The following is a 24171-nucleotide window of genomic DNA, read 5'->3' as shown; positions in this document are numbered from 1 at the left end:
CCTCTTCTTTTTGCTGGATCGGTTGGTTTCGTGCAATCCTAACTACTGGCTTTCTCTGCCGTAGAAAGAGAATCCTTTCAGGAAAACACATAATAAACCGACTTGAACCATGGAACAGGAAAATAAAAATAACCAGGACCCCAACCCAACCACCGGCAAGAAAAGCGAGGCAGATCCGCATGCCACGTACCAACCAGATTCTGAAGAACTGAGAAACAGCGCCTCCACGTCTACTTACGATGCGGGTTCATCGGGCAACACCGGGCATGAGGGCTTCCTATCCCGCCAGGACGAGGATGATCTGAAAAGCCGCACCAATGAGCCTGAGAACAGATAAGCCGCTTTAGTAAATGGCTACTATTTGAAGTACCTAATTGACCCCAGGAGCAACCGTTGCCCTGCCGGTGAGTTAGGTACTTTCTTTTTAGCGCCTCTTTGTTTGAATGTATCCGCTTTCCTGAGTGAAACCAGTACGGGTGAGCGGTTCATCCGTAAAAACTCTACCTTACCGCGGAAAAGAAATTGTTTTCAGCCTCAAAATCCTAAAACGACCCTAAAACACTAAAGAACCACAGCATGAACATAGGAATCTCAGCCGCTACCGGCCAACTGGGCCGCATTGTGGTAAGCAAACTCAAAGCCAAAGGAACAGAGCACAACATTGTGGCGCTGGTACGCAATACGCAGAAAGCGTCTGACCTGGGCGTGGAAACCCGGGAAGCCGATTACAGCAAACCAGAAACCCTGGAGGCCGCTCTGCCCGGCATTGACACACTGCTGCTCATCTCGTCCAGCGAGGTAGGCCAACGCGCTACCCAGCACCAGAACGTGATCGCCGCCGCTAAAAAAGCGGGCGTTAAACACATTGTGTACACCAGCCTGCTGCACGCCGATACCTCCTCGCTTAGTCTGGCCGAGGAGCACCTGGCCACCGAGGCTGCCCTAAAGGACTCGGGCATCCCGTACACCCTGCTGCGAAACGGCTGGTACACCGAGAACTACACCGGTTCTATTGGCGGAGCTTTGGCCGGAGGTGCATTCATTGGCAGTGCCGGTGAAGGCAAAATCTCAGGCGCTACCCGCGAAGACTACGCCGAAGCCGCCGTGGCCGTATTGACCTCCAGCGGGCACGAAGGCAAGGTCTACGAACTGGCCGGTGATGAAGCGTTTACCTTACAGGACCTGGCCGCCGAAATCTCCCGCCAGACCGGCAAAGACATTCCCTACAAAAACTTACCGGAAGCAGATTACGCCGCGGCACTGGCCAGTTTCGGAGTACCAGAAGGCTTCGCCCACGCCATTGCCGGCTGGGATGTGTCTGCTTCTTCCGGCGACTTATTCGATGACAGCCACCAACTCTCTGGCTTAATAGGCCGGCCAACCACTCCCCTTTCCAAGGCGGTGTCGCAGGCCCTACAGGGAGCTTAATCTGTTTCAAGCTTCCTTTCCCGAGAATTGCCCTAAAACAGAAAAGCCTGCCCCAATTATCTAGGGCAGGCTTTTCTGTGTAAGATAGAGTCTGGCTACTTGATAGCTACCGGCACTTCCAGGTTCTCCCACAGCAGCGAGAAACCTTTGTTGTTGATGGCGTACTTCAGGCTTTCATTCATCTGGGCAGATTTCTTAGGCTTCACGTTCACGGTAAGCACGTTGTTAGCCGGATCAAAGTTGGCTCCCTCGCGGTTGGTGCCCCACTGGCCGGTCTGTGAGTTGAAGATGATTTGCCATTGTGCCTCACCAGGCACCATGAACACGCTGTACTTGCCCGCCTTCAGGGTTTTGCCCTCTACGGTAATGTCTTTGTCGGTGGTGAAGGTAGTAGCCTCGTTGGCTCCTGCTCTCCAGGCTTTGCCATACGGCACCAGACCACCCCAAATGGTACGGCCTTTCACTGATGGGCTGCTGTAAGCAATAGAAATGTTAGCGGCCCCTACTTTTCCTGTTGCCGTTTGCGCCGGGCTAGCTTTCGGTTTAGGAGCATCTTGCGCGAAGACTGAAGTGGTGAGGGTGAGCAGGAAAAGCACTGCTACCAGTAAGAAGTTGTTTTTAGGAGTGTTCATATGAAGTTCTGATTTGTTTATAGTGTTAAATATATAAAAAGCCATGGAAGCATCGCTCCCATGGCTTTACTTTTTATAGACTAATCAAAAGCTTAATCCCGGTTATACAACTTCGTCCATTCCCGCAACTGATCCTCGGTTTGCTTGTTGATCTGACCGGGCATCAAGCGCCAGCCCCAGTTGCCTTCGCCTTTGCCGGGGGTGTTCATGCGGCCCAGTTCGTCAATGCCCAGCACGTCTTGCAGCGGCAGAATGGCCGTTTTAGCTACGGAGGCGTAGGCCAGGCGGGCGAAAACCCACCAAATATCGTCTTCGCTCAGTTCGCGGCCCACGTAGTGCTCAATCTGCTGGTGGTACTCCTTGCCTTCGTTGCGGTACCAACCCAGGGTGGTGTTATTGTCGTGGGTACCAGTGTAGGCGATGAAGTTACGGGCGTAGTTGTGCGGCATATAGGCGTTCTGCGGCATCTCATCGCCCCACGCAAACTGCAGGATCTTCATTCCCGGCAGGTTGAAATCATCGCGCAGTTTCAGCACCAGATCATTGATCTCGCCCAGGTCCTCGGCAATGAACGGCAGGCTGCCCAGCTCCTTCTGCACAAAGGTGAAGAAATCGGCGCCCGGTCCCAGTTTCCACTCGCCTTGCTTGGCCGTGGTTTCGCCGGCGGGTACTTCCCAGAAATCGGCGAAGGCCCGGAAGTGATCCAGACGCACCAGGTCAAACAGCTCCATGTTCTTGCGCAAACGCCCGATCCACCAGCTGTAGTCCTGCTCTTTAAGCACATCCCACTTGAACACCGGCATGCCCCAGAGCTGCCCATCTTCTGAGAAATCATCGGGTGGTACACCCGCCACGCCCGTCATCTGGCCTTCCTCATCAATGGCGAAGATCTCGCGGTTGCCCCACACGTCTACGCTGTCATAGCTGATGTAGAACGGCATGTCGCCAAACATCTGGATGCCGCGGTTGTTGCAGTACGTGCGCAGGCGTTTCCACTGTTTGTTGAAGATGAACTGCACCCACTTGATCTTGTCTACCGCATCGGCGTTGTCTTGGGCCAGTTTCTCCAAGGCCGCAGGGTCGCGTTGCTTGTATTCCTCGGCCCACTGGAACCAGGCGCTGCCGCCGTTCTGCTCTTTCAGGAGCACATACAACGCGAAGTCATGGAGCCAGCTTGCCTCGGTGCCGCAATAGTCAATGAACTGCTGCTGCAGCGTTGGGAAATCGCCGGACTTGAAGGTCTGCCAGGCTTGCTCCAGCAATTCATCTTTCACGCGCTGAGCCTGCACATAGTCCACGTTGCCGGTTTGCGGCAGATGATGTTGGCTCAGGTCTGCCTCGTTCAGCAAGCCTTCTTTGGCCAGCAGCACCGGACTGATGAGCAATGGATTACCCGCCCGGCTGGAGATGGAACTGTACGGCGAGTAGCCCTGCCCCGCCTCAATGGGGTTGAGCGGCAACAGCTGCCAATATTTCTGGTTGCTGGCCTGCAGGAAATCAGCGAATTTACGCGCCTCCGGTCCCATGTCGCCAATCCCGAACGCCGAGGGCAACGAGGTGATGTGCAACAGGATACCCGCGCCGCGCTCGTTCTGCGCCTGAAGTTTTAATAAGGCCAGCGGGAAAATCCCGAACAGATCGGCCACGCTCAGTTCATGCGCGTAGTTGCCGTCGTTTTTGATGAAGGTGTCCTGCCAGTCTTTGGGCGCATCTTCCGGAATAATCACCTTGGTGTCTTTCCAGTCAATGTCCTGCAGGGTTTCTACGCCTTGTTTCTTGGCTAGGGCTGCCAGGTGCAACGGCACCGCCACTACGTACCAGGTGCGCAGGTGCTGCCGCGCGAAGGCCAGCACGTGGTCTTTGTGTTCGCCCTCTATGGCCAGCGGCAGGTATTTGCCCTTGGCGAAAAGATCAGCGTTGTTCTTGCGCTCAGTGAAGAGCGTACGGGTAAGCCAAAGCTTGATGCGGGCATCATAGCGGTTCTCCCACAGGTCTTCCCAAAGAGCTTCCAGGCGACGAAGATCGGTGCTGTCCAGGTCTTCTAGCCAGGCCTGACGCTTCTCGTAGTCTACCGGACGGCGGTTATCTGGGTCTACCAGACTGAAGTCCCACAGTTCGGTGCCTTGGTACACATCCGGAATGCCCGGCGCGGTGAACTTGAGCAGCACCTGGCTCAGCGAGTTCACAATGCCGAAGTCGGTGGTTTTAGTTCTGAATTTCTCAAAACTGGCCCAAAACGGACGGCTCTTGTCCAGCAGCTTCACGGCGAAAGCCTTGGTTGCGGCTTCGTATTCTTCGTTAGGGGTGGTCCAGTTGGAGTTGATCTTGGCTTCGCGCAGCGCTTTCTGCAAGTACTCCTGCACGCGGTTCTCAAAGTCATCTTCGTCCTGGCCCGGCATAGGGTACGCGCCCAGCAGGGTCTGGTAGATGAGGTATTCGTCGTTTACCGTAGGCGCATCGTTCTTCTTTAGGTCGGCGTTGAGTTCACGCCACTCCTGCACGGCGGTGGTCCAGTCCTCGGCCAGTTCGGTGAGCACATTCAGGCGGGCCCGCACGTCTTCGCCGCGCTTGGTGTCATGGGTAGAGGTTCCGTTCATAGACAGCGGCCAGTTGGCCTGGCGGTCCTGCATGATCTGGTGGAACTCCTCAGGGCTGGTACCGAAAGCCTCCGGCGAATCTCCCACCTCATTGTGCCCGATGAAGCGGTTGAAGGTGTACATGATGGTGTCTTCCACCCCCTTGGCCATGAGCGGTCCACTGAACTGCATCAGGCGCTGGTAAAATTTCTGCGCCCGTTCCAGGTAGGTGTCGTCTTCGCCCTCGGGGGCGGCGCCCAGCAAAGCTCTTTCCAACAGCTCCACGGCCCCTACCATTTCCGGCTTACTTTCCCTGATGCGGTTAAAAATCAGCTGTACCGCCTCGGCCTCTTCGCCGTCCAGCGGCATCTGGTTTCCGTAGTAGCGGTACACCGGGCACTGGATCAGGAACTCCCCAATGGCGCTTTTAAGGGTTTCCGGCTCTACGCTGCTCAAAACCTCTTCGTCTACCAGGCGCTGCTCCAAGAAGTACCTGTACAGGTTCTCGCGCTCGCCGCGCATGTTCTCGTTCAGGATGTAGGCTTTCTTCTCATGGATCTGCTCCTGCACCTCGGCTCCCTCGCCCACCAATTGGTGGTACAGGTGGTCAAAGGCTTCCTGGCCGGGTTTGTAGGTGAACAGGTTGTTCACAAACGACAGGAAATCATAGCCGGTGTTCCCCTGGATGGGCCACTGCTTGGGCATGGGTTCGCCGGGCTCCAGGATCTTCTCCACGGCAATATAGGTTTCCTCGCCGGCCAGTTCGCGCAATTGCTGCAGGTACCCGGTGGGGTCATACAAGCCGTCTACGTGGTCAATGCGCAGCCCCTGGAAAACGCCCTCGTCCTGCAGTTGCTTGATGTACTGGTGGTAGGTAGTGAAGACGTCGGGGTCCTGGATGTTGAGGCAGATGAGCCCGTTCACCGTAAAGAACCGCCGGAAGTTGATTTGGTAATCGGTTTCCTGCCAGTGGCACAGCTGGTACACCTGCTCTTCGGCCAACTGCTGCACGCGCTCCGGTTTCTCATTGATGGCCTGCAGGCTTGCCTCTACCGATGCCTGCACCACGTCGTTCTTCATCAGAGACACCAATTGCTGACGGAACTCCTCCCACTTCAAGGCCAGGCTAACCGGCTCTTCGGTCTGGTGAATCTGCTCCAGTTTGTCCAGCAACTGCGAGATGGCCTGGTTGGGCTCGCCTTCTCCGCGCAGGATGGTCTCATAGGATTTCAGGTTCAGCGGATAGGCGCTGTCATAGTATTTGAACACCAGCCGCTGCTGCTCCTCGTCAAAGGCTACTTTCAGCTCACCGTTCTGGATCACTTCTTCCAGCTTGCCGCCCAGGAACGGTACCATCACGCGCCCGTTGTACACTGAGCTGGTCCAGCCGATGTCAAAGAATTTATGGTACTGGCTTAAAGGGCCTTTCTCCAGCACATCCATGAGCCAGGGATTGTTGGGATGGAAGGCCATGTGGTTGGGCACGATGTCCTGCAGCCAGCTCACCCCTTGCTCTTTCAAGGCCCCGGCCAGCGTTTTCAGCTCTTCCTCGGTCCCAATCTCAGGGTTGATACGGTGCGGATTCACCCCATCATACCCGTGGGTACTACCCGGAGTAGCCTCAAAAATGGGCGAAGCATAGATGGTGCTTACCCCCAGTTTCTGCAGATATGGTATAATGCGCTCAAAGTCCTGAAAGGTAAACTCCTTATGAAACTGCAAGCGATACGTCGCGACAGGGTTATGCATAGTTTTATGTTGTTTGTAGAGGTGGTATAGGAATAGGGTTGTAGTTGTTTCCTCTTGTTCTTCTTATATCAATGAGTGAAGCGTACAGGTTGTGTTTTAGGCCGTTTCTACGGAAAACCGGCAGAAAACGTGGTACTATAAAGGTGATTATTTATTCTTTTAGAAACTCCTTTCGCTGGCGCGAGCTTCCAGCTCGTGTCCGCACGCATTCCTGAACCGGCATTGCAGTAAAGGTTAATTCACCTTGAGAAGGCACGAGCTGGAAGCTCGCGCCAGCGGTGGGCATTACCACCTGGAAGATACCGTTGCAAACGTGGAGACAAGGCAATGCCTTGTCTCTACATTCCTTTGTTTTTGGATTCATTTCTAGCCTGTTTTTGAGAAATCAGGCTGGAAACAACTTTATGCCCGGTATACACAGACATGCCGCAAGTTTGAGCGCAGCGGTAACTTGTGGCTGCCTATGATGCCAGTTTGTAACTGGCCTGGTGCAATACCTGGTCACGTGTTTCGCCAGTTACAAACTGGCGGTCATTTGTACTCCAAGTTACCGCTGCGCTCAAACTTGAAGTAGGTTTTATTTCAGGCCTGTTTCAAAGAAAACATGCCTGAAATGATTTATGCTTGGTACACTACAATACTCTCCGGCTGCAGGGTCACTTCTGCTCCACCGGCTACCGATGTTTCAGCGGCTTGCGGGCCTTTCCATTCCGGGGAGGCGGAGTCCAGCACCAGTTGCAGGTTTTTGGCTCCTATGGGTAGGGTCACTTTCTGTGGCTGCTGGGAGAAGTTCATCAAGGCGATAACCTGCTGGTTTCCTTGACCGCGCTGGAGGATCAGGGTTTTCTGGGATTCGTTGGCCTCGGCTTGCACGGCTTTGCGGTCCAGGTTTTTGAGGGCGGGCAGTTCGCGACGCAGGCGCAGGAGGGTCTGGTAGTAGCGGAACAGGGTCTGGTGTGGCTCCTGCTGTACCAGGTCCCATTGCAGCTTGGAGTTGTTGAACGTCGTCTCGGCCATGGGGTCCGGGGCTTCGCCTTCCGCGTGGAAAGCGGCGAACTCTGCTTTGCGGCCCTTGCGCACGGCTTCGGCCAGGTCCGGATCGGTGTGGCTCACGAAGTACTGGAACGGGTTGGGTTCGGCGTACTCCTCGCCCATCCAGAGCATAGGCAGGTACGGGCTCAGGAGCACAGCTCCGGCGGCTAGTTTCTGCATTTCAAAGCTCACTAAAGCCCCCAGTCGCTCGCCCATCATGCGGTTGCCCACGTGGTCGTGGTTCTGGGTGAACACCACGAACTGCTTGCCGGGGTTATTCTCGGCCTTGATCCCGAAGACCTTTTTGCGGTGTTCTGAGAACTGGCCGTCAAAAACGTAGGCGTCCTGGTAGGCTTTGGCCAGGTGGCTGATGCCCGAGAAGTCTGAGTAATAGCCGGTCTGCTCACCGGTGATGGTCACGCGCAGGGCGTGGTGGAACTCGTCAATCCACTGGGCGTCCATGCCGTAGCCTTGTTGTTCCAGCGGATTGATGAAGCGGGTGTCGTTGAGGTCCAGTTCCACGATCATGTAATGGTTGCGGCCGGTTTCCTCCATGAGTTGGTTGACGTGCTGCTTCATCTCCCGCAGAATGTGGTTGGGGCTGAAGTCTTTGATGGCATGCACGGCATCCATGCGTACGGCATCAATGTGGAAGTCCCGGAACCACATCAAGAGGTTCTCCGTGAAGTAGCGGCGTACGCCATCGCACCAGACATCGTCAAAGTTGAGGGCCGGTCCCCACGGGGTGTTGTATTTGTCAGTGAAGTAGTGGCCGTAGACACCAAGGTAATTGCCCTCGGGGCCCATGTGGTTGTACACCACGTCCAGCACCACGCCAAAGCCTTTCTGGTGGCAAACGTCTACCAGGTGCTGCAAGCCCTTAGGACCGCCGTAGGTGTTTTGCGCCGCATACGGGAAAACCCCGTCATAGCCCCAGTTACGGTCTCCGGGGAACTGCGCCACCGGCATGATCTCAATGGCGTTCACGCCCAGTTCTTTGAGGTAGTCCAGCTTCTGCTCCAGACCGGCAAAGGTGCCGTCTGGCGAGAAGGTGCCCGTGTGCAGTTCGTACATGACGTACTCTTCCAGGGGCAGGTTCTTCCAGTGGTCATCCGTCCACTTGAATTTGTCTACATCAATGGCCTGGGACGGACCGTGCACGCTTTCGGGTTGGGACAAAGAGGCCGGGTCTGGGTATTCCTGGTCTTCGTCTATCCTGAATTTATAGGTGTCGCCGGGCTCCACCTGGTCGGTGGTTTCGTGCCAGTAGCCAAATTCGCCTTTGCGCAGCGGAATGATGGTGTTTCCGTTGTTCAGGCAGATCTCCACCTGCTCGGCTTTGGGTGCCCACACCAGTATTTCGGCGAGCCCTTGGGTGTTAAAGGTAACGCCCAGGGTTCTTTTGCTGACGTCTATTTTATTCATTCGGGATTATGAAAAATAGGGTTCTTCAATACTAAAACGGAGCGACCCTCCACGTGGAAGGATTCACCGGGTTTGTACTTGGTAGGGTTTTCAGGCTCCACCAAATCACGGAAGGTATCTACCACTACCTGCCACTCCTCCCCGTACTTGGCGGGCGGAGCGTTGAAGATGAGGGAATCATGGTAGGCGTTGAAGATCACGTAGAACGAATCATCCAGTACCACTTCACCCTGCGGACCGCGGGAATGTACCCCACGCCCGTTCAGGAAGATGGCCAGTGATTTGGCGTGGTCCTGCTCCCAGTGTTCGTATTCCATTTCAGTGCCGTCTGGCAGGAACCACTGGATGTCTTCCAGTCCGTGCCCTTTGATGGGCTGGCCCTGGAACCAGCGGCGGCGGCGGAATACCGGGTGGTTTCTGCGGAAGTGCACCAATCGTTTGGTGAACTCCATCAGGCCCTGGTCAGCGCCCGGCCAGTTGATCCAGGAAATCTCGTTGTCCTGGCAGTAGGCGTTGTTGTTTCCATTTTGGGTGCGGCTCATTTCATCGCCGGCCACCATCATCGGTACGCCCTGCGACAGGAATAAGGTTGCCAGGAAGTTGCGTTTCTGGCGGTTACGCAAGTCAATGATCCACTGGTCATCAGTGGGGCCTTCAGCTCCGCAGTTCCAGGAACGGTTGTGGTCATCGCCGTCTTTGTTGTCCTCGCCGTTGGCCTCGTTGTGCTTCTCGTTGTAGGAAACCAGGTCATGCAGGGTGAAGCCGTCATGGGCGGTAATGAAGTTGATACTGGCCGTAGGGCGGCGGAAGTCATCAAAATACAGGTCTGAGGAACCAGTGAAGCGGTTGGCAAACTCTGCAAGCATGCTGTCCTCCCCGCGCCAGAAATCACGCATGCAGTCGCGGTACTTTCCGTTCCACTCGGTCCAGCCCGGAGGGAAGTTCCCCACCTGGTAGCCGCCCTCTCCCACATCCCAGGGCTCGGCAATGAGTTTCACCTGGGAGATGATAGGGTCCTGGTGGATGATGTCAAAGAAAGAACTCAACCGGTCTACGGCGTGCAACTCGCGGGCCAGGGCCGAGGCCAGATCGAACCGGAAACCGTCTACGTGCATCTCCAGAATCCAGTAGCGGAGGCTGTCCATGATGAGGCGGAGCACGCTGGGCAGGTTGGCGTTCAGGGTATTTCCCGTGCCGGTATAGTCCATGTAGTAGCGCTTGTCATCTTCTACCAGGCGGTAGTAAGAGGCGTTGTCTACTCCTTTGAAAGACAAGGTCGGGCCTTTTTCGTTTCCTTCGCCGGTGTGGTTGTACACTACGTCCAGGATCACCTCAATACCGGCTTTGTGCAGTTGCTTCACCATGTTCTTGAACTCAGTGACCTGCTCGCCCAACACGCCGGTGCTGGAGTAGCGCACATCCGGGGCAAAGAACCCGATGGAATTGTAGCCCCAGTAATTGGTGAGGCCTTTGTCCTGCAGGTACCAGTCTGTAATGAAATGATGCACTGGCAGCAACTCAATGGCGGTAATGCCCAGGTCTTTCAGGTACTGAATGGTGGTAGGGTGCGCAATACCGGCATAGGTTCCCCTGATTTCTTCGGGAATATCCGGGTGAAGCATGGTAAAGCCTTTCACGTGCGCCTCGTAGATGATGGACTTATGGTAAGGGATTTTAGGGGCCTTGTCTCCTTCCCAGTCAAAAGTAGGATCAATCACCACCGATTTAGGGATGAACGGGGCACTGTCCATCTCAGAGAAGCTAAGGTCGCCGTCTTCGTGGCCAAACTGGTACCCGAACAGGGACTCATGCCATTTAATGGTACCCGAGATGGCCTTGGCGTAAGGATCAATCAATAACTTGTTGTGGTTGTACCGATGGCCGTTCTCTGGTTCATAAGGCCCATACACCCGATAACCATACAATTGGCCGGGCTCCAGTTCAGGCACGTAGGTGTGCCACACCTGGTAAGACCGTTCGGTCATTTCAATGCGGGCCGTTTCAACTTCATCGGTGGCTTGGGAAAAGAGGCATAACTCCACTTTGGTCGCATTATCGGCAAACAGGGCGAAATTCACCCCATTGCCATCCCAGGTGGCACCCAAAGGGAAAGGACTGCCCGGATAGGTAATTACTGTAGTAGTCATTTGTTTCAGTAGAGCGTCTAGCTAAATAGTTTCTGTTGTTTGCGTGCGTCCCCTATACGGTGAAATTGTACAGAGGTCTAGATTTTGTGATAGACTCCTTGGAAAAGAAATATTGGCTAGGACGAATTTTAGGGAGGAGCGGTTACATAAGTTTATCTGAGAGGTGCATTTTCCTCCTTTTCACCGGAATATAGAAGCATTCAAAGAGAAAACCGGTAGTTGGCCTTTTCCGGATACCAGGGTTCTGTCAACTAAAAAATACAGGAAAGACAGCCGGATAGACCGGCGTTTATGGGGTATTTTCCTTAAGAAGAGACAAAAACAGGTAAAGAGTTTGAACGGGGTTTCCCTAAACCGGACTGAAAACAGGTCGCCCCAGAAGGTATTATGGAAAGATGATCATGTTAGTAAACCTTACCTGCTAAGAAAGAAAAAAGCCGCCCGGGCATTCACCCAGGCGGCTTTGTATTGGCATAAAAAAGACTCTTCTAGAAAATGAATTTGGTGCTCAGGAAGTTTGACTGCCCCTCTGAGACAATCTGGTTCAGGAGCTGCTTGTTGTTCTCGTTCATCTTGGTGGCTACCAGCGAGCGGATAGAGAACGAACGCAGGGCATCCACTACCGAGAGGGTTCCTTCGGCGCTGTCTTTACGACCGGTGAACGGGAACACGTCTGGCCCGCGCTGGCACTGGCAGTTGATGTTCACGCGGCTCACCTGGTTCACCAACGGATCAATGAGCGATGCCACCTCGGCGGCATCCTGGCTGAAGATGCTCACCTGCTGCCCGTGGGTAGACTCTATTAAATATTGGATAGGCTCCTCCAGGTCATCATACGCCACCACCGGGATGATGGGCCCGAACTGCTCCTCGCGGTACAGCTTCATTTTCTCGTTCACAGGGTAAAGCACAGCCGGGTACACAAATGATTCAAAAGCGGTTCCGCCTCCGGGGTTCACCACCTGCGCGCCGTGAGCCAGGGCATCGTCAATGCACTCTTTCAGGTAGGCCGGTTTGTGCGGCTCGGGCAGCGGGGTCAAAGACACGCCTTTCTCCCACGGCATCCCGAATTTCAGTTTGCCCACTGCCTCCGTTAAATTCTCCAGGAAGGCGTCTACTTTGCTGCGGTGCACGAAGATGATCTTGAGCGCCGTGCAGCGCTGTCCGTTAAAAGACAAGGCACCTAACACCGTCTCCTCTACCGAGAGTTTCAGGTCGGCGTTCTGGGTGATGATGGCGGCGTTTTTGGCGTCTAATCCTAGAATGGCACGCAAACGGTTCACCTTGGGGTGCAGCTTCTTCAGCTCGTCGGCCACCTTGCTGGACCCGATGAGGGTGAGCACGTTCACTTGCCCGGATTTCATCAAGGCCGGCACAATGGCGTGGCCCCGGCCGTAAATAGTGTTCACCACCCCTTCGGGGAAGGAATCGCGGAAAGCCTCCAGCAAGGGGTAGAACAGAAGAGTACCGTGCTTAGGCGGCTTGAACAGGATGGTGTTGCCCATGATGAGCGCCGGGATGAGCGTGGTGAAGGTCTCGTTCAGCGGGTAGTTGAAGGGACCCATGCAGAGCACCACGCCCAGCGGCGAACGCCGAACCTGCGCCACGATGCCCTGCTCAATCTCAAAGCGGGAACTCTGGCGGTCCAGGTTCTTAAGGGCGTCAATGGTGGCGTAAATGTACTCCACGGTGCGGTCAAACTCCTTCACCGAGTCGGCCCAGGATTTGCCTATTTCCCACATGATGAGTTTCACCACCAGGTCTTTCTGGGCGATCATCTTCTGGGTGAACTGCTCCACGCATCGGATGCGGCCGTCCACGCCCATGGTGGGCCAGGCTCCGCGCCCGTTATCATAGGCAGCAACGGCGGCCTCCAGGGCTTCCAGCGCTTCTTTCTCGGTACACACCGGGTACGTCCCGATGAGTTGGCGATGGTAAGTGCCGTCTGGCTGGGCCACGGCCACCGGTGAGTACACCTCATGCGAGGCGCCGGACCACTCCTTCAGGAACCCATTGGAAAGGTATTCCCGCTGGTGCACCGCTCCGGGCAAGGCAACTTCTGCCGGAATCTGTTCCTGGGTTGGGAATATGGTGCGCAAAATTTCGGTGGTCACCGGTGCCTTTTGATCTTTTACTTCCATAAATCTCTATATGAATAATGAACTTAACTACATGGAGTTCACCAATCTTAAAGATTATTATCAAACTCTCAAAATACTTTTTCTTCAATTAGTAAAATTTCATTTAAACAACTATTATTTTAAACAATAACTTTTAAAAATACTTTTATTGTGAAATTTTCAAACATTATTCTACTAACAGATGTTTGTTTATCAGAATTGCAAAACCAGAAAGGAAACTACCTGATAGTAAGCCGATAGGAAACACGGGCGGAAAAAAAGGAAAAAAATTGTTGGTACAGAAAAGATAGCCTGTCTATATTAACAACCAATTTAGCGGCAGGAGAGTTAGTATTTATTCAGGAGGCGTTCATGCAACAGGTACAAATTGCCTCTCAGTGATGGCACTCCTCAAAGCCAGCGGAACGTATTGTGCAACTTTTGGGCAAATGCTGTGCAACAGCAGGCGCCAGGGCCATTCAGTATGTCTGCCTAACACTTTTAATATTATAGCTCTTTTGGCTAACTTCGCCGCGAGGCGCTACAACCCATAAACACACTTAAAGAACAATATGTCTGATTTTGCTGAACTAACTCTGGAAGGCAAATCGCTCCAGCTCCCGGTAGTAACGGGTTCTGAGAACGAGAAAGCCATTGATATTAATGCTTTACGCGCACAAACCGGTTACATCACCTTAGACTCCGGGTACAAAAACACCGGTGCTACCACCAGCGCCATCACGTACCTTGACGGGGAGCAAGGGATTTTGCGCTACCGCGGATATCCTATTGAGCAATTAGCGGAAAGATCAAACTTCATTGAAGTAGCCTTTCTTCTGATCTACGGCCACCTGCCTAGCCAGGCCGAGTTAGACAACTTCAGCTACCAGATCAAAATGCACTCGCTGGTAAATGAAGACATGCGCAAGATCCTGGATGGTTTCCCTTCTGCGGCGCACCCCATGGGAATTCTTTCTTCCCTGGTAAGCTCCCTGACAGCGTTCTACCCAGACTCTCTGCACCCTAACCCTACCAAGGAGGAAGTTGATCTGACCATTATCCGTCTGATCTCTAAACTGTCTACCATTGCGGCCTGGGCGCACAAGAACTCCCAGGGTCACCCTAAAAACTACCCAGACAACAGCTTAGACTATTGCTCTAACTTCCTGTACATGATGTTCGCCTACCCTACTGAAAAGTACCAGGTGAACCCGGTGGTAGTAGATGCCCTGAACAAACTCCTGATCCTGCACGCCGACCATGAGCAAAACTGCTCTACCTCTACCGTGCGTCTGGTAGGTTCTTCGCACGCCAGCTTGTATTCTTCCGTTTCTGCGGGTATCAACGCCTTGTGGGGACCTCTGCACGGTGGCGCTAACCAGGCGGTGATTGAGATGCTGGAAGCCATTAAAGCCGATGGTGGTGACTCTAAAAAATACATTGAGAAAGCGAAAGACAAGAACGATCCGTTCCGTCTGATGGGCTTCGGGCACCGCGTGTACAAAAACTTTGACCCACGAGCTACCATCATCAAGAAAACCGCCGATGACGTGTTGGGTGCCCTGGGCATCAACGATCCGGTATTGAACATTGCCAAAGAACTGGAGCAAGCCGCCCTCACAGATCCTTACTTTGTGGAGCGCAAGCTGTACCCTAACGTAGACTTCTACTCTGGTATCATCTACCGTGCCATCGGTATCCCAACCGAGATGTTCACTGTGATGTTCGCCCTGGGTCGTCTGCCCGGCTGGATTGCCCAGTGGAAAGAGATGCGCGAGCAGAAAGAGCCAATCGGTCGTCCGCGCCAAATCTACACCGGCGAAACCACCCGCGACTACACTCCTATCAACGAGCGCTAGGAAACAAGTCATAAAAGCAAAAGCGAAGGTCAGGTTGAAAAGCCTGACCTTCGCTTTTTTCTGATTTACCCTTACTTTCCTGTAAATAGGGCAGATACAGAAACGCTCCCGCTTGCTGAAAACTACTTCTTGCCTTCAGGGGCTCGGTTGGTTTTTATAGGCTCCGGTGACATGGACAAACCCCGGCTGAAGGATTTCCATCCGCGCCACACGCCAGTTGAGTCATAGTAGTGCCAGTCGCCGTGCCACTTGTACATCAACAGGTTCTTCTCCTGGAACAGATAAGCCATGCCCTGGTGCGAGACCTTGCCGTTGGGGTGGTAAAAGGTGGTTTTGATGCGGTTGAGCCTGGGTTCATACTTTTCCAGGCGCTCCAGCTTACCGTTTTCAGAGTAGGTCTTCCAGGTACCGGTTTCCTTGCCTTTTTTGAACCGGCCTGTGTACATTAGCTGGCCGGGTTTATGGTCATAGTAAGCGCGCCACCTTCCCTTTCGGTTTCCGTCTTTGTCTACCTGGTTCCACTTCCAGGGCCAGACAGCCCCACCACTCTGGTGCGGAGCCACAAACCATAAAGCTATCAGTAAAGAGAGCAATTCTTTTCTACCCATAAGCAAGGAGTTTCTGTTTATGGGCTAATTATAAGGAATTGCCATCAAACCAAATGGGCTTGGCTTATTTTTTTCTGTTGCTGCTTAGCACCGGGGTATTGGTTACCGGGTCTCCCTTCACAAAGGTCTTCACGCCCAGCGGTTTCCCTTCCTGGTCAAAGTATTCCCAGTCACCGTCCCAGAAGTATTTCACGCCCCCGTTCTCGGCATCGCGCAGGTACGCCAATCCTTTGTGCGATACTTTTCCGTTGGGGTGGTAATACACCGTTTTGATGTCCTTTTTCAAAGGCCTGATCCGCTCCCTGAAGTACAGTTTGCCATCTGGGGTGTAGGTTTTCCAGATGCCTCGCTCCTTCCCGTGCTTGTAGCGGCCCTGGTAATGCACCACTTTCATGTCGGCGTCATGGAACACGCGCCAGCGGCCGTTTCTGAGTTCTTTTTTATCGTAGCGGTTCCACTGCCAGGGCCAGGCATTGCTGGGTTGGCTCAGCATCAGAAAGGAAAGCAGCAGGAAAGCGGCTCCCGTTCTCTGCAGCTTTTTGGAGGAGGTATATGCCTTATCCATGGTATTGCCTCATTTAAATGGATGAATGATAGGTTAGTTTGGGGTGAAAAATATTCGTCTTAATTTTCTATTTCAGAACGAAATATTCCCCATATTAGGTACACCGGTGCGTGGTCTTTGCGCGCGGCTTTCTATTCACTCTCAACCCTTTTTCCTGTGCTGAAAACCCCAACCCGCAAGCGGGCAGCCAAAGCGGTAGCTGAAGCGCCTAAAGTAAAGAAAGCCTTTGTGCTGGATACCTCTGTCATTCTCTATGACCACAGCGCCGTAGAGCATTTTGGGGAACATGACGTGGCCATTCCCATTACCGTACTGGAGGAGCTGGACAACTTCAAGAAGGGCAACGACATCAAGAACTTTGAGGCCCGTGAGTTCATCCGGTACATAGACAACTTGTCTTCTGAGCACATGCTGCAAACCTGGATTCCGTTGAAGGGCAGCAACAAAGGCCGTTTCAAGGTGCTGATGGGCAACGGAACGCCCATTGATGCCGAAAAAATCTTCAACGAAGACAAAGCCGACCACAAGATCCTGAACGCCACCCTGGCCCTGCAGCACGAGATGCCCGACCACAAGGTAACGCTGGTCACCAAAGACATCAACCTTCGGCTGAAAGCCCGGGCGCTGAACCTCTCGGCGGAGGATTACGAGACCGGCAAGATCCAGAACGTGACCAACCTGTACCGTGGCAATGACCTGGTAGAAGACATTCCCCAAGCGGTGATCACCAAGCTGTACGACGAAGGCGAATGCCCGGTAGAAGAAGCGCTCTCCAATCCGCCGTCAGACAACCATTACTTTATCCTGCGCAGCAATAAATCCTCTGCCTTAGCCTATTATAATCCGCAGGACCGTATTCTGGAGCGGGTAGACAAGCCGCACGCGGTAGGCATCAAGCCCCGCAACGCCGAGCAGACGTTTGCCCTGCATGCCATTTTGCACCCCGATATCAAACTGGTTTCCATCCAAGGCGTGGCGGGGACCGGCAAAACCTTGCTGGCCTTGGCCGGAGCTTTGGAGCAGCGCGAGGTGTACCGGCAGATTTACCTGGCCCGGCCCATCGTGCCCCTGAGCAACCGCGATCTGGGCTTCCTGCCTGGTGACGTAAATTCTAAGATTGGGCCTTACATGGAGCCGTTGTGGGATAACCTGAAATTCATCCAGAACCAGTTCCCCGAGCACAGCCGCGAAAGCAACCGGATCAAGGAAATGGTAGAAGATGATAGATTAGTAATCACTCCCCTGGCCTACATCCGGGGACGCAGCTTGTCTAACATCATCTTCATCGTAGACGAGGCCCAGAACCTGACGCCGCACGAGATAAAAACCATCATTTCAAGGGCGGGCGAAAACACCAAAATCATCTTCACCGGCGATATTTACCAGATAGACACCCCCTACCTGGATACCCAAAGCAACGGCCTTTCTTACCTTATTGACAAGGTAAAAAACCACCCCTTGTATGCCCACGTGACCCTGCAGAAAGGCGAACGCTCTGAACTAGCCAACCTGGCAAACCAGCTTCTTTAAAATTGCTGATTGTTTATTGTTGGCTTACAATAAAAGCGCCCGTTTTGAGGCTGTTTCTACAAAACAGCTTCAAAACGGGCGCTTAGTGTTTTATCTATTTTTAGCAGTTTCAGAGTAAAACATGCTGTAAATACATAGTGTCAGGTGTTTTCACCAGACCAAATATTTTGGCTATGCCTCTCACAAAAAAGGCTGGGGCTAACTAATGCATCAATTAGCAACTAGCAATCAACAATCATACATCCAGCAACTAAATCAAAGCTTAACCAGGTACCGTTCCTTCAAGATATTGAGGTGGTGCCGTTCATGGCCAGCAATGATAAAGGCCAGGGCTGCCACGGAGATGGGGCTTCCGTTAGCGTTCCCTACTCTTGGGTAGGCAGCGGCAGGCAAGGTATCAAACAGCGCAATGGTGGCCTCTCTTACCACCTGGTGCTCCTGCAGAAGCCCCGCCAGGGTGCGTTCCTCAAAGCCGGCGTTGGTTACGTATTCGTTTTCATCAAAGCCCGGCAATGGGCTCTGCTCGCCTCTGGCAATACACAGGGCCCGGTAGGTCATGATGCGCTCGGTATCGTTCATGTGCCCCAGCAGTTGCTTGATGGACCACTTGCCGGGGGCATAGGCAAAATTAGCTTCTGCTTCGCTTACCCTCCCAAAAAGCTGGGCTACATCATACCGCTGCTGGTGCAGTACATCCAGGACATCGGCCTGGTCAGAGATACCTTGGATGTACTTCTGGTAATACTCATGGTACTCTCCGGGTTGGGGCTTTGGAATCATAAGGATACAAACTGTTGCGGGGACCAAGTACGCAAGCGCTTCGCTCAAATGCAAATGCCACTGTTGCGGAGAAACTATAGCTTCTTATTTGTCCTGGGAGGTAGTGAACAGGTCATAGGACTTGTTCTCGGTTTCCTTTTCTTTAGAGAACTTGTCTTTTTTGGCCAGAATGTCTAACCGCAGTTTCTCCTGTTTGTCAAGGTACACTTTCAGCTCTTTGCTGGGTTTGAAAGAAATCTGCTGCACCACAGAAGCACCGTCTGATACGTCTACTTTCTCTATTTCACAGCGTATTGCTTTCAGTTCGCGCAATACGGCGTCAAACTTACTGAGCGAGTTGGTGAACTTGATGGTGTAAAGTTCTTCCTCTCTGGAGCCGTAGCGCACATAGGCCCCGGCTATGAACGAGTACTTTTCTACGTCTTCCTTAAATACCTTGGGCTTTAAGGTTCCTACGTAAACCTTGTTTCCTTTGGGGTCGGTTTCTTTGTTCCACTTGAACTCATAGGCTTCATTCACCTTCTCAGAAAGCCGGGTAGACAGCAGCCGCTTAAACTCGTGGCAGTAAAAACAGTTGGGCTTTTCCCATTTCACGAAAGTGGTTTGCACTTTGTCATAGGAGCGCCTGTTTTCTTCCTTGATAAGCAGATCCAGGTACGTGTACAGGATGTTTTCGGTGGCATGGAACTTATCAATGAAAGTACTTTCATTAGGATCATCTTTAATCCATTTCCGGCCCTGGTAATCATCTACTAATCCTATCACGTAGGATTCTACATTGATTTTTTGACAGAAACCAGAAAAACACGAGCACAAAAAAACAATCAGGAGTAACAGTTTTTTCATAGAAGAGCCTGAAGAATAAATTTTAACGGTTTATGAATGGAATGTTCTGATTAAAAGGAACAGATCAAACAAACAAGCTGAAAGCATTAACACATAATCACTTATCAAAATAATGCGTGTAAGAGTCTTAAAGCTTGGTGGCTTACTCGTTTTCTTTGGTTTAGATATAATTTAAAATCCTTTTCAAGTTAATATATAATTTTAATATATTCCAATAGCACTATTAATGTGTTTACAACCTCTATTTCAGAAAACAGGGCAAAAACAAAGAAGGGCTTATCCGCAAGTACTCAGGAAACGTATATGCTGCATGAATCACGGACTAAACGTACCAAGCATATGAGCTCACTTGCAGATAAAGGATTAAACATCTCAAAGAACGCGTTCTTCAATTTCATGATCTCCAAAGCCTCGGGGCTCATGAAAAAACCAGTCAAAATTGGTTTGCTGCTCACCACCGCCTATGAAAAGTTACAGGATGCCAACAGCAGCGAAAGCGGACTGGACCAATTGAAAGATATCATGTTCCGGTTCATCAGACTGGTGAAGGCGTATTACAACGGCACCTACCGCCAGGTCAATACCAAATCTATGCTGCTAGGCATAGCGGTACTGCTCTACATTGTTACTCCCCTGGACATAGTTCCGGACTTTATTCCTATTCTTGGCTTCGCCGATGACCTCAGCCTGATGGCCTGGTTCATCAATGCCTTCCAGGAAGAACTCCACAAGTTCCAGGTGTGGGAAGAATCCTCAGTGGCGGTGGGCCATTCGTGAGGCGAATCCCCTAGCACCTAGTAAGTAGCACGACTTAAGAGAACCGCTGGGTTTCGGGCCTGTTTACAGAAAAACAGCCCCGAAACCCAGCGGTTCATTTTTTGTTAGTACGGGATCAGTTTGCGCCCTTACGTGCCCTGTGTCTTGCTACCTGCTACCATATACGTGATACTGAATACCATAAATTTGTACTTTTGGGATTCACAAACCAAAACGAACATATGTTTAACAGCAAACAACTCTGTCTTTGGGTGTTGCTGGCCATCAGTTCTTTCAAAGCCTCAGCCGATGAGGGCATGTGGCTTCCGATGCTGCTCAAGCAGCTCAACGAAGCCGACATGCAGAAAAAAGGGATGCGCCTCTCCGCCGAAGACATTTACAGTGTCAATAAATCTAGTCTGAAAGATGCCATAGTGCAGTTTGGGGCGGGCTGCACCGGCGAGATCATCTCCAATCAAGGCTTGCTGCTCACCAACCACCACTGTGGCTACGGCCAGATCCAGTCCCACAGCTCCGTAGAGAACGATCTGCTCACCAACGGCTTCTGGGCCATGACCCGTGAGCAGGAGAAACCCAATCCGGGGTTGACCGCCACCTTCATTGTGCGCATGGAAGACGTGACCAAGCAGATTCTGGGCGATATTCCGGCTGGATTACCGGAGGCGGAACGCGAAAGCCGCGTGCAGGCCAACATCAAGAAGGTACAGGCGCAGGCCACCGCCGGTACGCACTACGGCGCCATCATCCGCCCGTTCTTCTACGGCAACGAGTACTACATGTACGTGACCGAAACCTTCAGAGACATCCGCCTGGTAGGCGCTCCGCCGGAAAGCATCGGGAAGTTTGGGGGCGATACTGATAACTGGATGTGGCCGCGCCACACGGGAGATTTCTCTTTGTTCCGTATCTACGCCGGCCCGGACAACAAACCCGCCGACTACTCTCCTAACAACAAGCCCTACACCCCTAAACACCACCTGCCAATCTCCTTATCGGGCATTAACCAGGGCGATTTCACCATGGTGTTCGGGTTTCCGGGCCGCACCACTGAGTATCTGCCCTCGCAAGCCGTACGCGAGATTGCCGAGATTTCAGACCCCGCCAAGGTGAAAATCAGAACCATGCGCCTGAACCTGCTTGACCAGGACATGAAAGCCGACCCGAAAGTGCGCATCCAGTATGCGGCCAAGTACGCCAGCGTGAGCAACGCCCACAAGAAATGGATTGGTGAGATGCGCGGCCTCCGCAAGTTAGATGCCATCACCAAAAAGCAGGAACAGGAAAGACAGTTTGCCGCCTGGGTGGCGCAGGAAACCGGCCGTAAGAGCCTCTACGGACAGGTAATGCCCCAATTTGAGCAGAACTATGGGCAGTTGGCCAACGGCATCACCCTGGCCCGCGATTACTACATGGAAGCTGTTTTAGGCGTGGAATTGCTAAACCAAGCCCAAAACTATATGGCGCTGTCTGAACTCCTGCAGAAAGGCACCGAAACGCAGCAGAACCAAGCCGACATTCAGGCCCAGGTTAAAAAACTGAGCGCCGCTGCCCCGGGTTTCTTCAAGAACTACAACCTGGCCACCGATAAGAAGGTCTTTGCCGCTTTGCTGGAGATGTACTATAAAGACGTAGACCCTAAATTCCACCCGGCTGCCTTTGCGCGGGTAACCAAAGACAAGAACTTCAGCTGGAAAGCCTATGCCGAAGAGGTGTACGCCAACTCCAACCTGGTGTCTGAAGAGAAAGTACAGGCTTTGCTGAAACTGGCACCGGCAGCGCTAAAAGTAAAATTACTGACTGACCCTGCCGTGACCTTGATGCAGAGCTTTATGAACACCTACCGCCATCAGGTGCTGCCGGTGTACACGTCTCTGAACGACCAGAACACCTTGCTGAACCGCACCTACCTGCAAGGCCTGCGCGAGATGCAGAAAGACCGCAAGTTCTATCCAGACGCTAATCTTACCTTACGCGTTTCCTACGGCCAGGTAGACACCTACAAACCCGCCGATGGCGTGACTTATGACTACTACACCACCCTGGAAGGCATCATGGAGAAGGAAGACCCCACCATACCTGACTACAAGGTGCCGGCCAAACTGAAGGAACTGTACCTGAAAAAGGACTACGGACCTTACGGGGTAAACGGTACCATGCCGGTGGCCTTTATCGCATCTAACCACACTACGGGTGGTAACTCCGGCTCGCCGGTGATCAACGCCCGCGGCGAACTCATCGGGACCAACTTTGACCGCAACTGGGAAGGCACCATGTCAGACATCATGTATGACCCGGAGCGCGTACGCAACATCAGCATGGATTCCCGCTATTTCCTGTTTATCGTAGACAAATTTGCCGGGGCCGGTCACCTGGTGAAGGAGATGACCCTGGTGAACAACGGTCCGCAGCAAGCGGCTACTCCTGCCACTAACGTGAAGAAAGCAGAAGTGAAGGTGAAGAAAAACAAAGCTAAAATGGAAGTGAAAGCAGACTAAGGCTGTTTTAGTCCTGTTTTAAAGAAAAAGGTCCGGAAACGCTCCGGGCTTTTTTTATGCCTTGATCCTACCTGTTTCTACGGCATCCTTGAAGTACCTGAGCCGGTTGGAGATATCCGCCTGCAGCAACCAACGGATGATAGGAGTAAGCACCAAAGCGCCTACTTTCCCAAACTTTACCTGAAAGTTGTACCGGAAGTAAACCCGGGTAAGTTCCTTTTCTTCAGCCTTAAACCGCCAACTCCCGGAGAACTTCTGGAATACCCAGGGGCCCTGCGTCATCTCCATGGCTACCTGCGTGGGCGGATGAAAACTGATGTAGCGAACGGTCATGCCTATGCCTTTCTTGCTCTCACAGTAGGCCTCCACTCCTTTGGCTGCCTGCGTGGCGCCATGTTCCAGCCGGGCTACTGCCAGGTAGTTGTCCCAGTGCAGCCGTTGGGTATAATCCTGGGAGAACCAGAACAGGTCCTCGGGGGTGCCTTTCACCAGTAAAGAGCCTTCCAGCGTTGGCATAGGCTATTCTTTTTTGTCTTTGCCCTTACCCCGCACCGCTTGCTCAATGGAATCCCACATCTCGTGCGGCACCTGGTCCAGGTAATTGAATTCGCCGCCGCCGTAAAGCCACTCACCGCCGTCTATGGTAATGACCTCGCCGTTCACGTAAGCCGAATAGTCTGAGATAAGGTAAGCCGCCAGATTGGCCAGTTCCTGATGCTCCCCGTAGCGCTTCACCGGAATGCGGTTCAAAGGGTCCAGTTTCTTAGCCAGATTTTCCGGGAACAACCGGCTCCAGGCACCCTCGGTGGGGAACGGTCCCGGGGCAATGGCGTTGGACCTGATGCCGTATTTGGCCCATTCAGAAGCCAGAGAACGCGTCATGGCCAGTACCCCCGCTTTAGCCGTAGCAGAAGGCACCACGTAGCCAGAACCGGTCCAGGCGTAGGTGGTCACAATGTTCAGGATGGTGCCGGGCTGCTGGTTATCAATCCATTGTTTCCCTAAGGTAAGCGTACAGTTGTAGCTGCCTTTCAGGACGATATCCACGATCACGTCAAACGCTTTGGGCGAAAGCCGCTCGGTGGGGCTGATGAAATTTCCGGCCGCGTTGTTCACCAGGCCGTGCACGGCTCCAAACCTTTCCAGGGTTGCTTGCACCATGGCCTCTACCTCCAAGGGTTTGCGCACATCACAGGCAACGGGCAGTACCTGACCGCCTGTCTGCTCCGCCATTTCCTGGGCCGTTTTCTCCAGAACCTCCATCTTGCGGCTGGTGATGACCAGATTGGCCCCAAGTTGCAGGAAGTACAGGCCCATGGATTTGCCTAAGCCGGTTCCGCCCCCGGTTATGATGATGGTTCTTCCGTTCAGGGCGCCGTCGCGCAGCATGGGTTCTGAATAGTGTGGCATAGTATGGGTTTTCTTTGCCTGAAAGATAGGGTTTCTAGCTTATTTTTTAGAAAAAGGCAGAAAAACAATATATTTAGGTGTTTATCTAAAATTGAATAAGAAAAAGCAAAAACGCCCAGCAAAATACCTACAAGTAGGTATTCCGGAAATCGCCTGATTTCGCTAATCTGACCCCGTAGCCCCCGTGAGAGT

The 24171-nt window shown here is 52.8% G+C and carries 17 protein-coding genes; 6 read left to right on the top strand and 11 right to left on the bottom strand.

Features of this window, described 5'->3' with window-relative positions:
* Positions 1 to 109 precede the first annotated feature (109 nt).
* Together JT719_RS00845 and JT719_RS00840 are read left to right on the top strand one after the other, a co-directional pair.
* Complete coding sequence (locus JT719_RS00845) at positions 110 to 337, top strand: hypothetical protein (RefSeq protein ID WP_207430157.1); 228 nt, start codon at positions 110 to 112, stop codon at positions 335 to 337.
* Between the two features lie 239 nt (positions 338 to 576).
* The gene (locus JT719_RS00840; protein ID WP_207430155.1) at positions 577 to 1428 is read left to right on the top strand and encodes an SDR family oxidoreductase; all 852 of its coding nucleotides are present in this window, start codon (positions 577 to 579) and stop codon (positions 1426 to 1428) included.
* Positions 1429 to 1523: 95 nt separating this feature from the next.
* Here the strand turns inward: JT719_RS00840 and JT719_RS00835 are convergent, their stop codons facing one another.
* The 5 genes from JT719_RS00835 to JT719_RS00815 form a co-directional block, all read right to left on the bottom strand.
* Positions 1524 to 2060: a DUF2911 domain-containing protein gene (locus JT719_RS00835; protein ID WP_207430152.1), complete on the bottom strand. Its 537-nt coding sequence runs from the start codon at positions 2058 to 2060 to the stop codon at positions 1524 to 1526.
* A gap of 92 nt (positions 2061 to 2152) precedes the next feature.
* Positions 2153 to 6385, bottom strand: coding sequence for a malto-oligosyltrehalose synthase (gene treY, locus JT719_RS00830; RefSeq protein ID WP_207430150.1), 4233 nt, complete (start codon positions 6383 to 6385; stop codon positions 2153 to 2155).
* A gap of 618 nt (positions 6386 to 7003) precedes the next feature.
* A complete protein-coding gene (gene treZ, locus JT719_RS00825; protein WP_207430149.1) occupies positions 7004 to 8842 on the bottom strand; it encodes a malto-oligosyltrehalose trehalohydrolase in 1839 nt (612 codons plus the stop codon).
* Positions 8839 to 10989 carry a glycogen debranching protein GlgX gene (gene glgX, locus JT719_RS00820; protein ID WP_207430147.1) on the bottom strand — a complete coding sequence of 717 codons (2151 nt, stop codon included), beginning with the start codon at positions 10987 to 10989 and terminating at the stop codon, positions 8839 to 8841. The genes treZ and glgX overlap by 4 nt, the downstream gene beginning before the upstream one ends.
* 488 nt (positions 10990 to 11477) lie before the next feature.
* A complete protein-coding gene (locus JT719_RS00815; RefSeq protein WP_207430145.1) occupies positions 11478 to 13130 on the bottom strand; it encodes an NADP-dependent glyceraldehyde-3-phosphate dehydrogenase in 1653 nt (550 codons plus the stop codon).
* A gap of 551 nt (positions 13131 to 13681) precedes the next feature.
* On the opposite strand from JT719_RS00815, the gene JT719_RS00810 reads away from it, so the two are divergent.
* The gene (locus JT719_RS00810) at positions 13682 to 14968 is read left to right on the top strand and encodes a citrate synthase (protein ID WP_207430143.1); all 1287 of its coding nucleotides are present in this window, start codon (positions 13682 to 13684) and stop codon (positions 14966 to 14968) included.
* Between the two features lie 122 nt (positions 14969 to 15090).
* Here JT719_RS00810 and JT719_RS00805 read toward each other — a convergent pair whose 3' ends face one another.
* Both JT719_RS00805 and JT719_RS00800 read right to left on the bottom strand, forming a co-directional pair.
* On the bottom strand, positions 15091 to 15576 hold the full coding sequence (locus JT719_RS00805) for a toxin-antitoxin system YwqK family antitoxin (protein WP_207430141.1): 486 nt from the start codon (positions 15574 to 15576) through the stop codon (positions 15091 to 15093).
* Positions 15577 to 15640: 64 nt separating this feature from the next.
* The gene (locus JT719_RS00800; protein ID WP_207430139.1) at positions 15641 to 16141 is read right to left on the bottom strand and encodes a toxin-antitoxin system YwqK family antitoxin; all 501 of its coding nucleotides are present in this window, start codon (positions 16139 to 16141) and stop codon (positions 15641 to 15643) included.
* Between the two features lie 156 nt (positions 16142 to 16297).
* Here JT719_RS00800 and JT719_RS00795 point away from each other — a divergent pair, with 156 nt between their 5' ends.
* Positions 16298 to 17671 (top strand): PhoH family protein, encoded by a 1374-nt coding sequence (locus JT719_RS00795; protein ID WP_341350724.1) that lies wholly within the window; start codon positions 16298 to 16300, stop codon positions 17669 to 17671.
* Between the two features lie 255 nt (positions 17672 to 17926).
* Here JT719_RS00795 and JT719_RS00790 read toward each other — a convergent pair whose 3' ends face one another.
* Positions 17927 to 18451: a DinB family protein gene (locus tag JT719_RS00790; RefSeq protein WP_242693036.1), complete on the bottom strand. Its 525-nt coding sequence runs from the start codon at positions 18449 to 18451 to the stop codon at positions 17927 to 17929.
* Positions 18452 to 18535: 84 nt separating this feature from the next.
* The gene (locus tag JT719_RS00785; RefSeq protein WP_207430137.1) at positions 18536 to 19216 is read right to left on the bottom strand and encodes a hypothetical protein; all 681 of its coding nucleotides are present in this window, start codon (positions 19214 to 19216) and stop codon (positions 18536 to 18538) included.
* A gap of 420 nt (positions 19217 to 19636) precedes the next feature.
* Here JT719_RS00785 and JT719_RS00780 point away from each other — a divergent pair, with 420 nt between their 5' ends.
* Positions 19637 to 20074: a YkvA family protein gene (locus tag JT719_RS00780; RefSeq protein WP_242693035.1), complete on the top strand. Its 438-nt coding sequence runs from the start codon at positions 19637 to 19639 to the stop codon at positions 20072 to 20074.
* A 221-nt stretch (positions 20075 to 20295) separates the two neighbouring features.
* Entirely contained in the window at positions 20296 to 22569 is a 2274-nt protein-coding gene (locus JT719_RS00775; RefSeq protein ID WP_207430133.1) for a S46 family peptidase, read from the top strand.
* Positions 22570 to 22623: 54 nt separating this feature from the next.
* Here JT719_RS00775 and JT719_RS00770 read toward each other — a convergent pair whose 3' ends face one another.
* Complete coding sequence (locus tag JT719_RS00770; protein ID WP_207430131.1) at positions 22624 to 23085, bottom strand: type II toxin-antitoxin system RatA family toxin; 462 nt, start codon at positions 23083 to 23085, stop codon at positions 22624 to 22626.
* A gap of 3 nt (positions 23086 to 23088) precedes the next feature.
* Positions 23089 to 23979 carry an SDR family oxidoreductase gene (locus tag JT719_RS00765; protein WP_207430129.1) on the bottom strand — a complete coding sequence of 297 codons (891 nt, stop codon included), beginning with the start codon at positions 23977 to 23979 and terminating at the stop codon, positions 23089 to 23091.
* Positions 23980 to 24171 lie beyond the last annotated feature (192 nt).

The sequence above is a fragment of the Sabulibacter ruber genome (genome assembly GCF_017355955.1).
GTDB lineage: Bacteria > Bacteroidota > Bacteroidia > Cytophagales > Hymenobacteraceae > Nibribacter > Nibribacter ruber_A.
Note: the sequence above shows the minus strand (reverse complement) of the source record. Positions and strands in the feature narration are given on the sequence as shown.

What these genes read in the sequence shown, in the direction of transcription:
- JT719_RS00815 (WP_207430145.1), bottom strand. Translation starts at nt 13,130, where the DNA reads ATGGAAGTAAAAGATCAAAAGGCACCGGTGACCACCGAAATTTTGCGC.
- JT719_RS00800 (WP_207430139.1), bottom strand. Translation starts at nt 16,141, where the DNA reads ATGGATAAGGCATATACCTCCTCCAAAAAGCTGCAGAGAACGGGAGCC.
- JT719_RS00835 (WP_207430152.1), bottom strand. Translation starts at nt 2,060, where the DNA reads ATGAACACTCCTAAAAACAACTTCTTACTGGTAGCAGTGCTTTTCCTG.
- treY (WP_207430150.1), bottom strand. Translation starts at nt 6,385, where the DNA reads ATGCATAACCCTGTCGCGACGTATCGCTTGCAGTTTCATAAGGAGTTT.
- JT719_RS00840 (WP_207430155.1), top strand. Translation starts at nt 577, where the DNA reads ATGAACATAGGAATCTCAGCCGCTACCGGCCAACTGGGCCGCATTGTG.
- JT719_RS00770 (WP_207430131.1), bottom strand. Translation starts at nt 23,085, where the DNA reads ATGCCAACGCTGGAAGGCTCTTTACTGGTGAAAGGCACCCCCGAGGAC.
- JT719_RS00810 (WP_207430143.1), top strand. Translation starts at nt 13,682, where the DNA reads ATGTCTGATTTTGCTGAACTAACTCTGGAAGGCAAATCGCTCCAGCTC.
- JT719_RS00780 (WP_242693035.1), top strand. Translation starts at nt 19,637, where the DNA reads ATGAGCTCACTTGCAGATAAAGGATTAAACATCTCAAAGAACGCGTTC.
- treZ (WP_207430149.1), bottom strand. Translation starts at nt 8,842, where the DNA reads ATGAATAAAATAGACGTCAGCAAAAGAACCCTGGGCGTTACCTTTAAC.
- JT719_RS00765 (WP_207430129.1), bottom strand. Translation starts at nt 23,979, where the DNA reads ATGCCACACTATTCAGAACCCATGCTGCGCGACGGCGCCCTGAACGGA.
- JT719_RS00775 (WP_207430133.1), top strand. Translation starts at nt 20,296, where the DNA reads ATGTTTAACAGCAAACAACTCTGTCTTTGGGTGTTGCTGGCCATCAGT.
- JT719_RS00805 (WP_207430141.1), bottom strand. Translation starts at nt 15,576, where the DNA reads ATGGGTAGAAAAGAATTGCTCTCTTTACTGATAGCTTTATGGTTTGTG.
- JT719_RS00790 (WP_242693036.1), bottom strand. Translation starts at nt 18,451, where the DNA reads ATGATTCCAAAGCCCCAACCCGGAGAGTACCATGAGTATTACCAGAAG.
- glgX (WP_207430147.1), bottom strand. Translation starts at nt 10,989, where the DNA reads ATGACTACTACAGTAATTACCTATCCGGGCAGTCCTTTCCCTTTGGGT.
- JT719_RS00845 (WP_207430157.1), top strand. Translation starts at nt 110, where the DNA reads ATGGAACAGGAAAATAAAAATAACCAGGACCCCAACCCAACCACCGGC.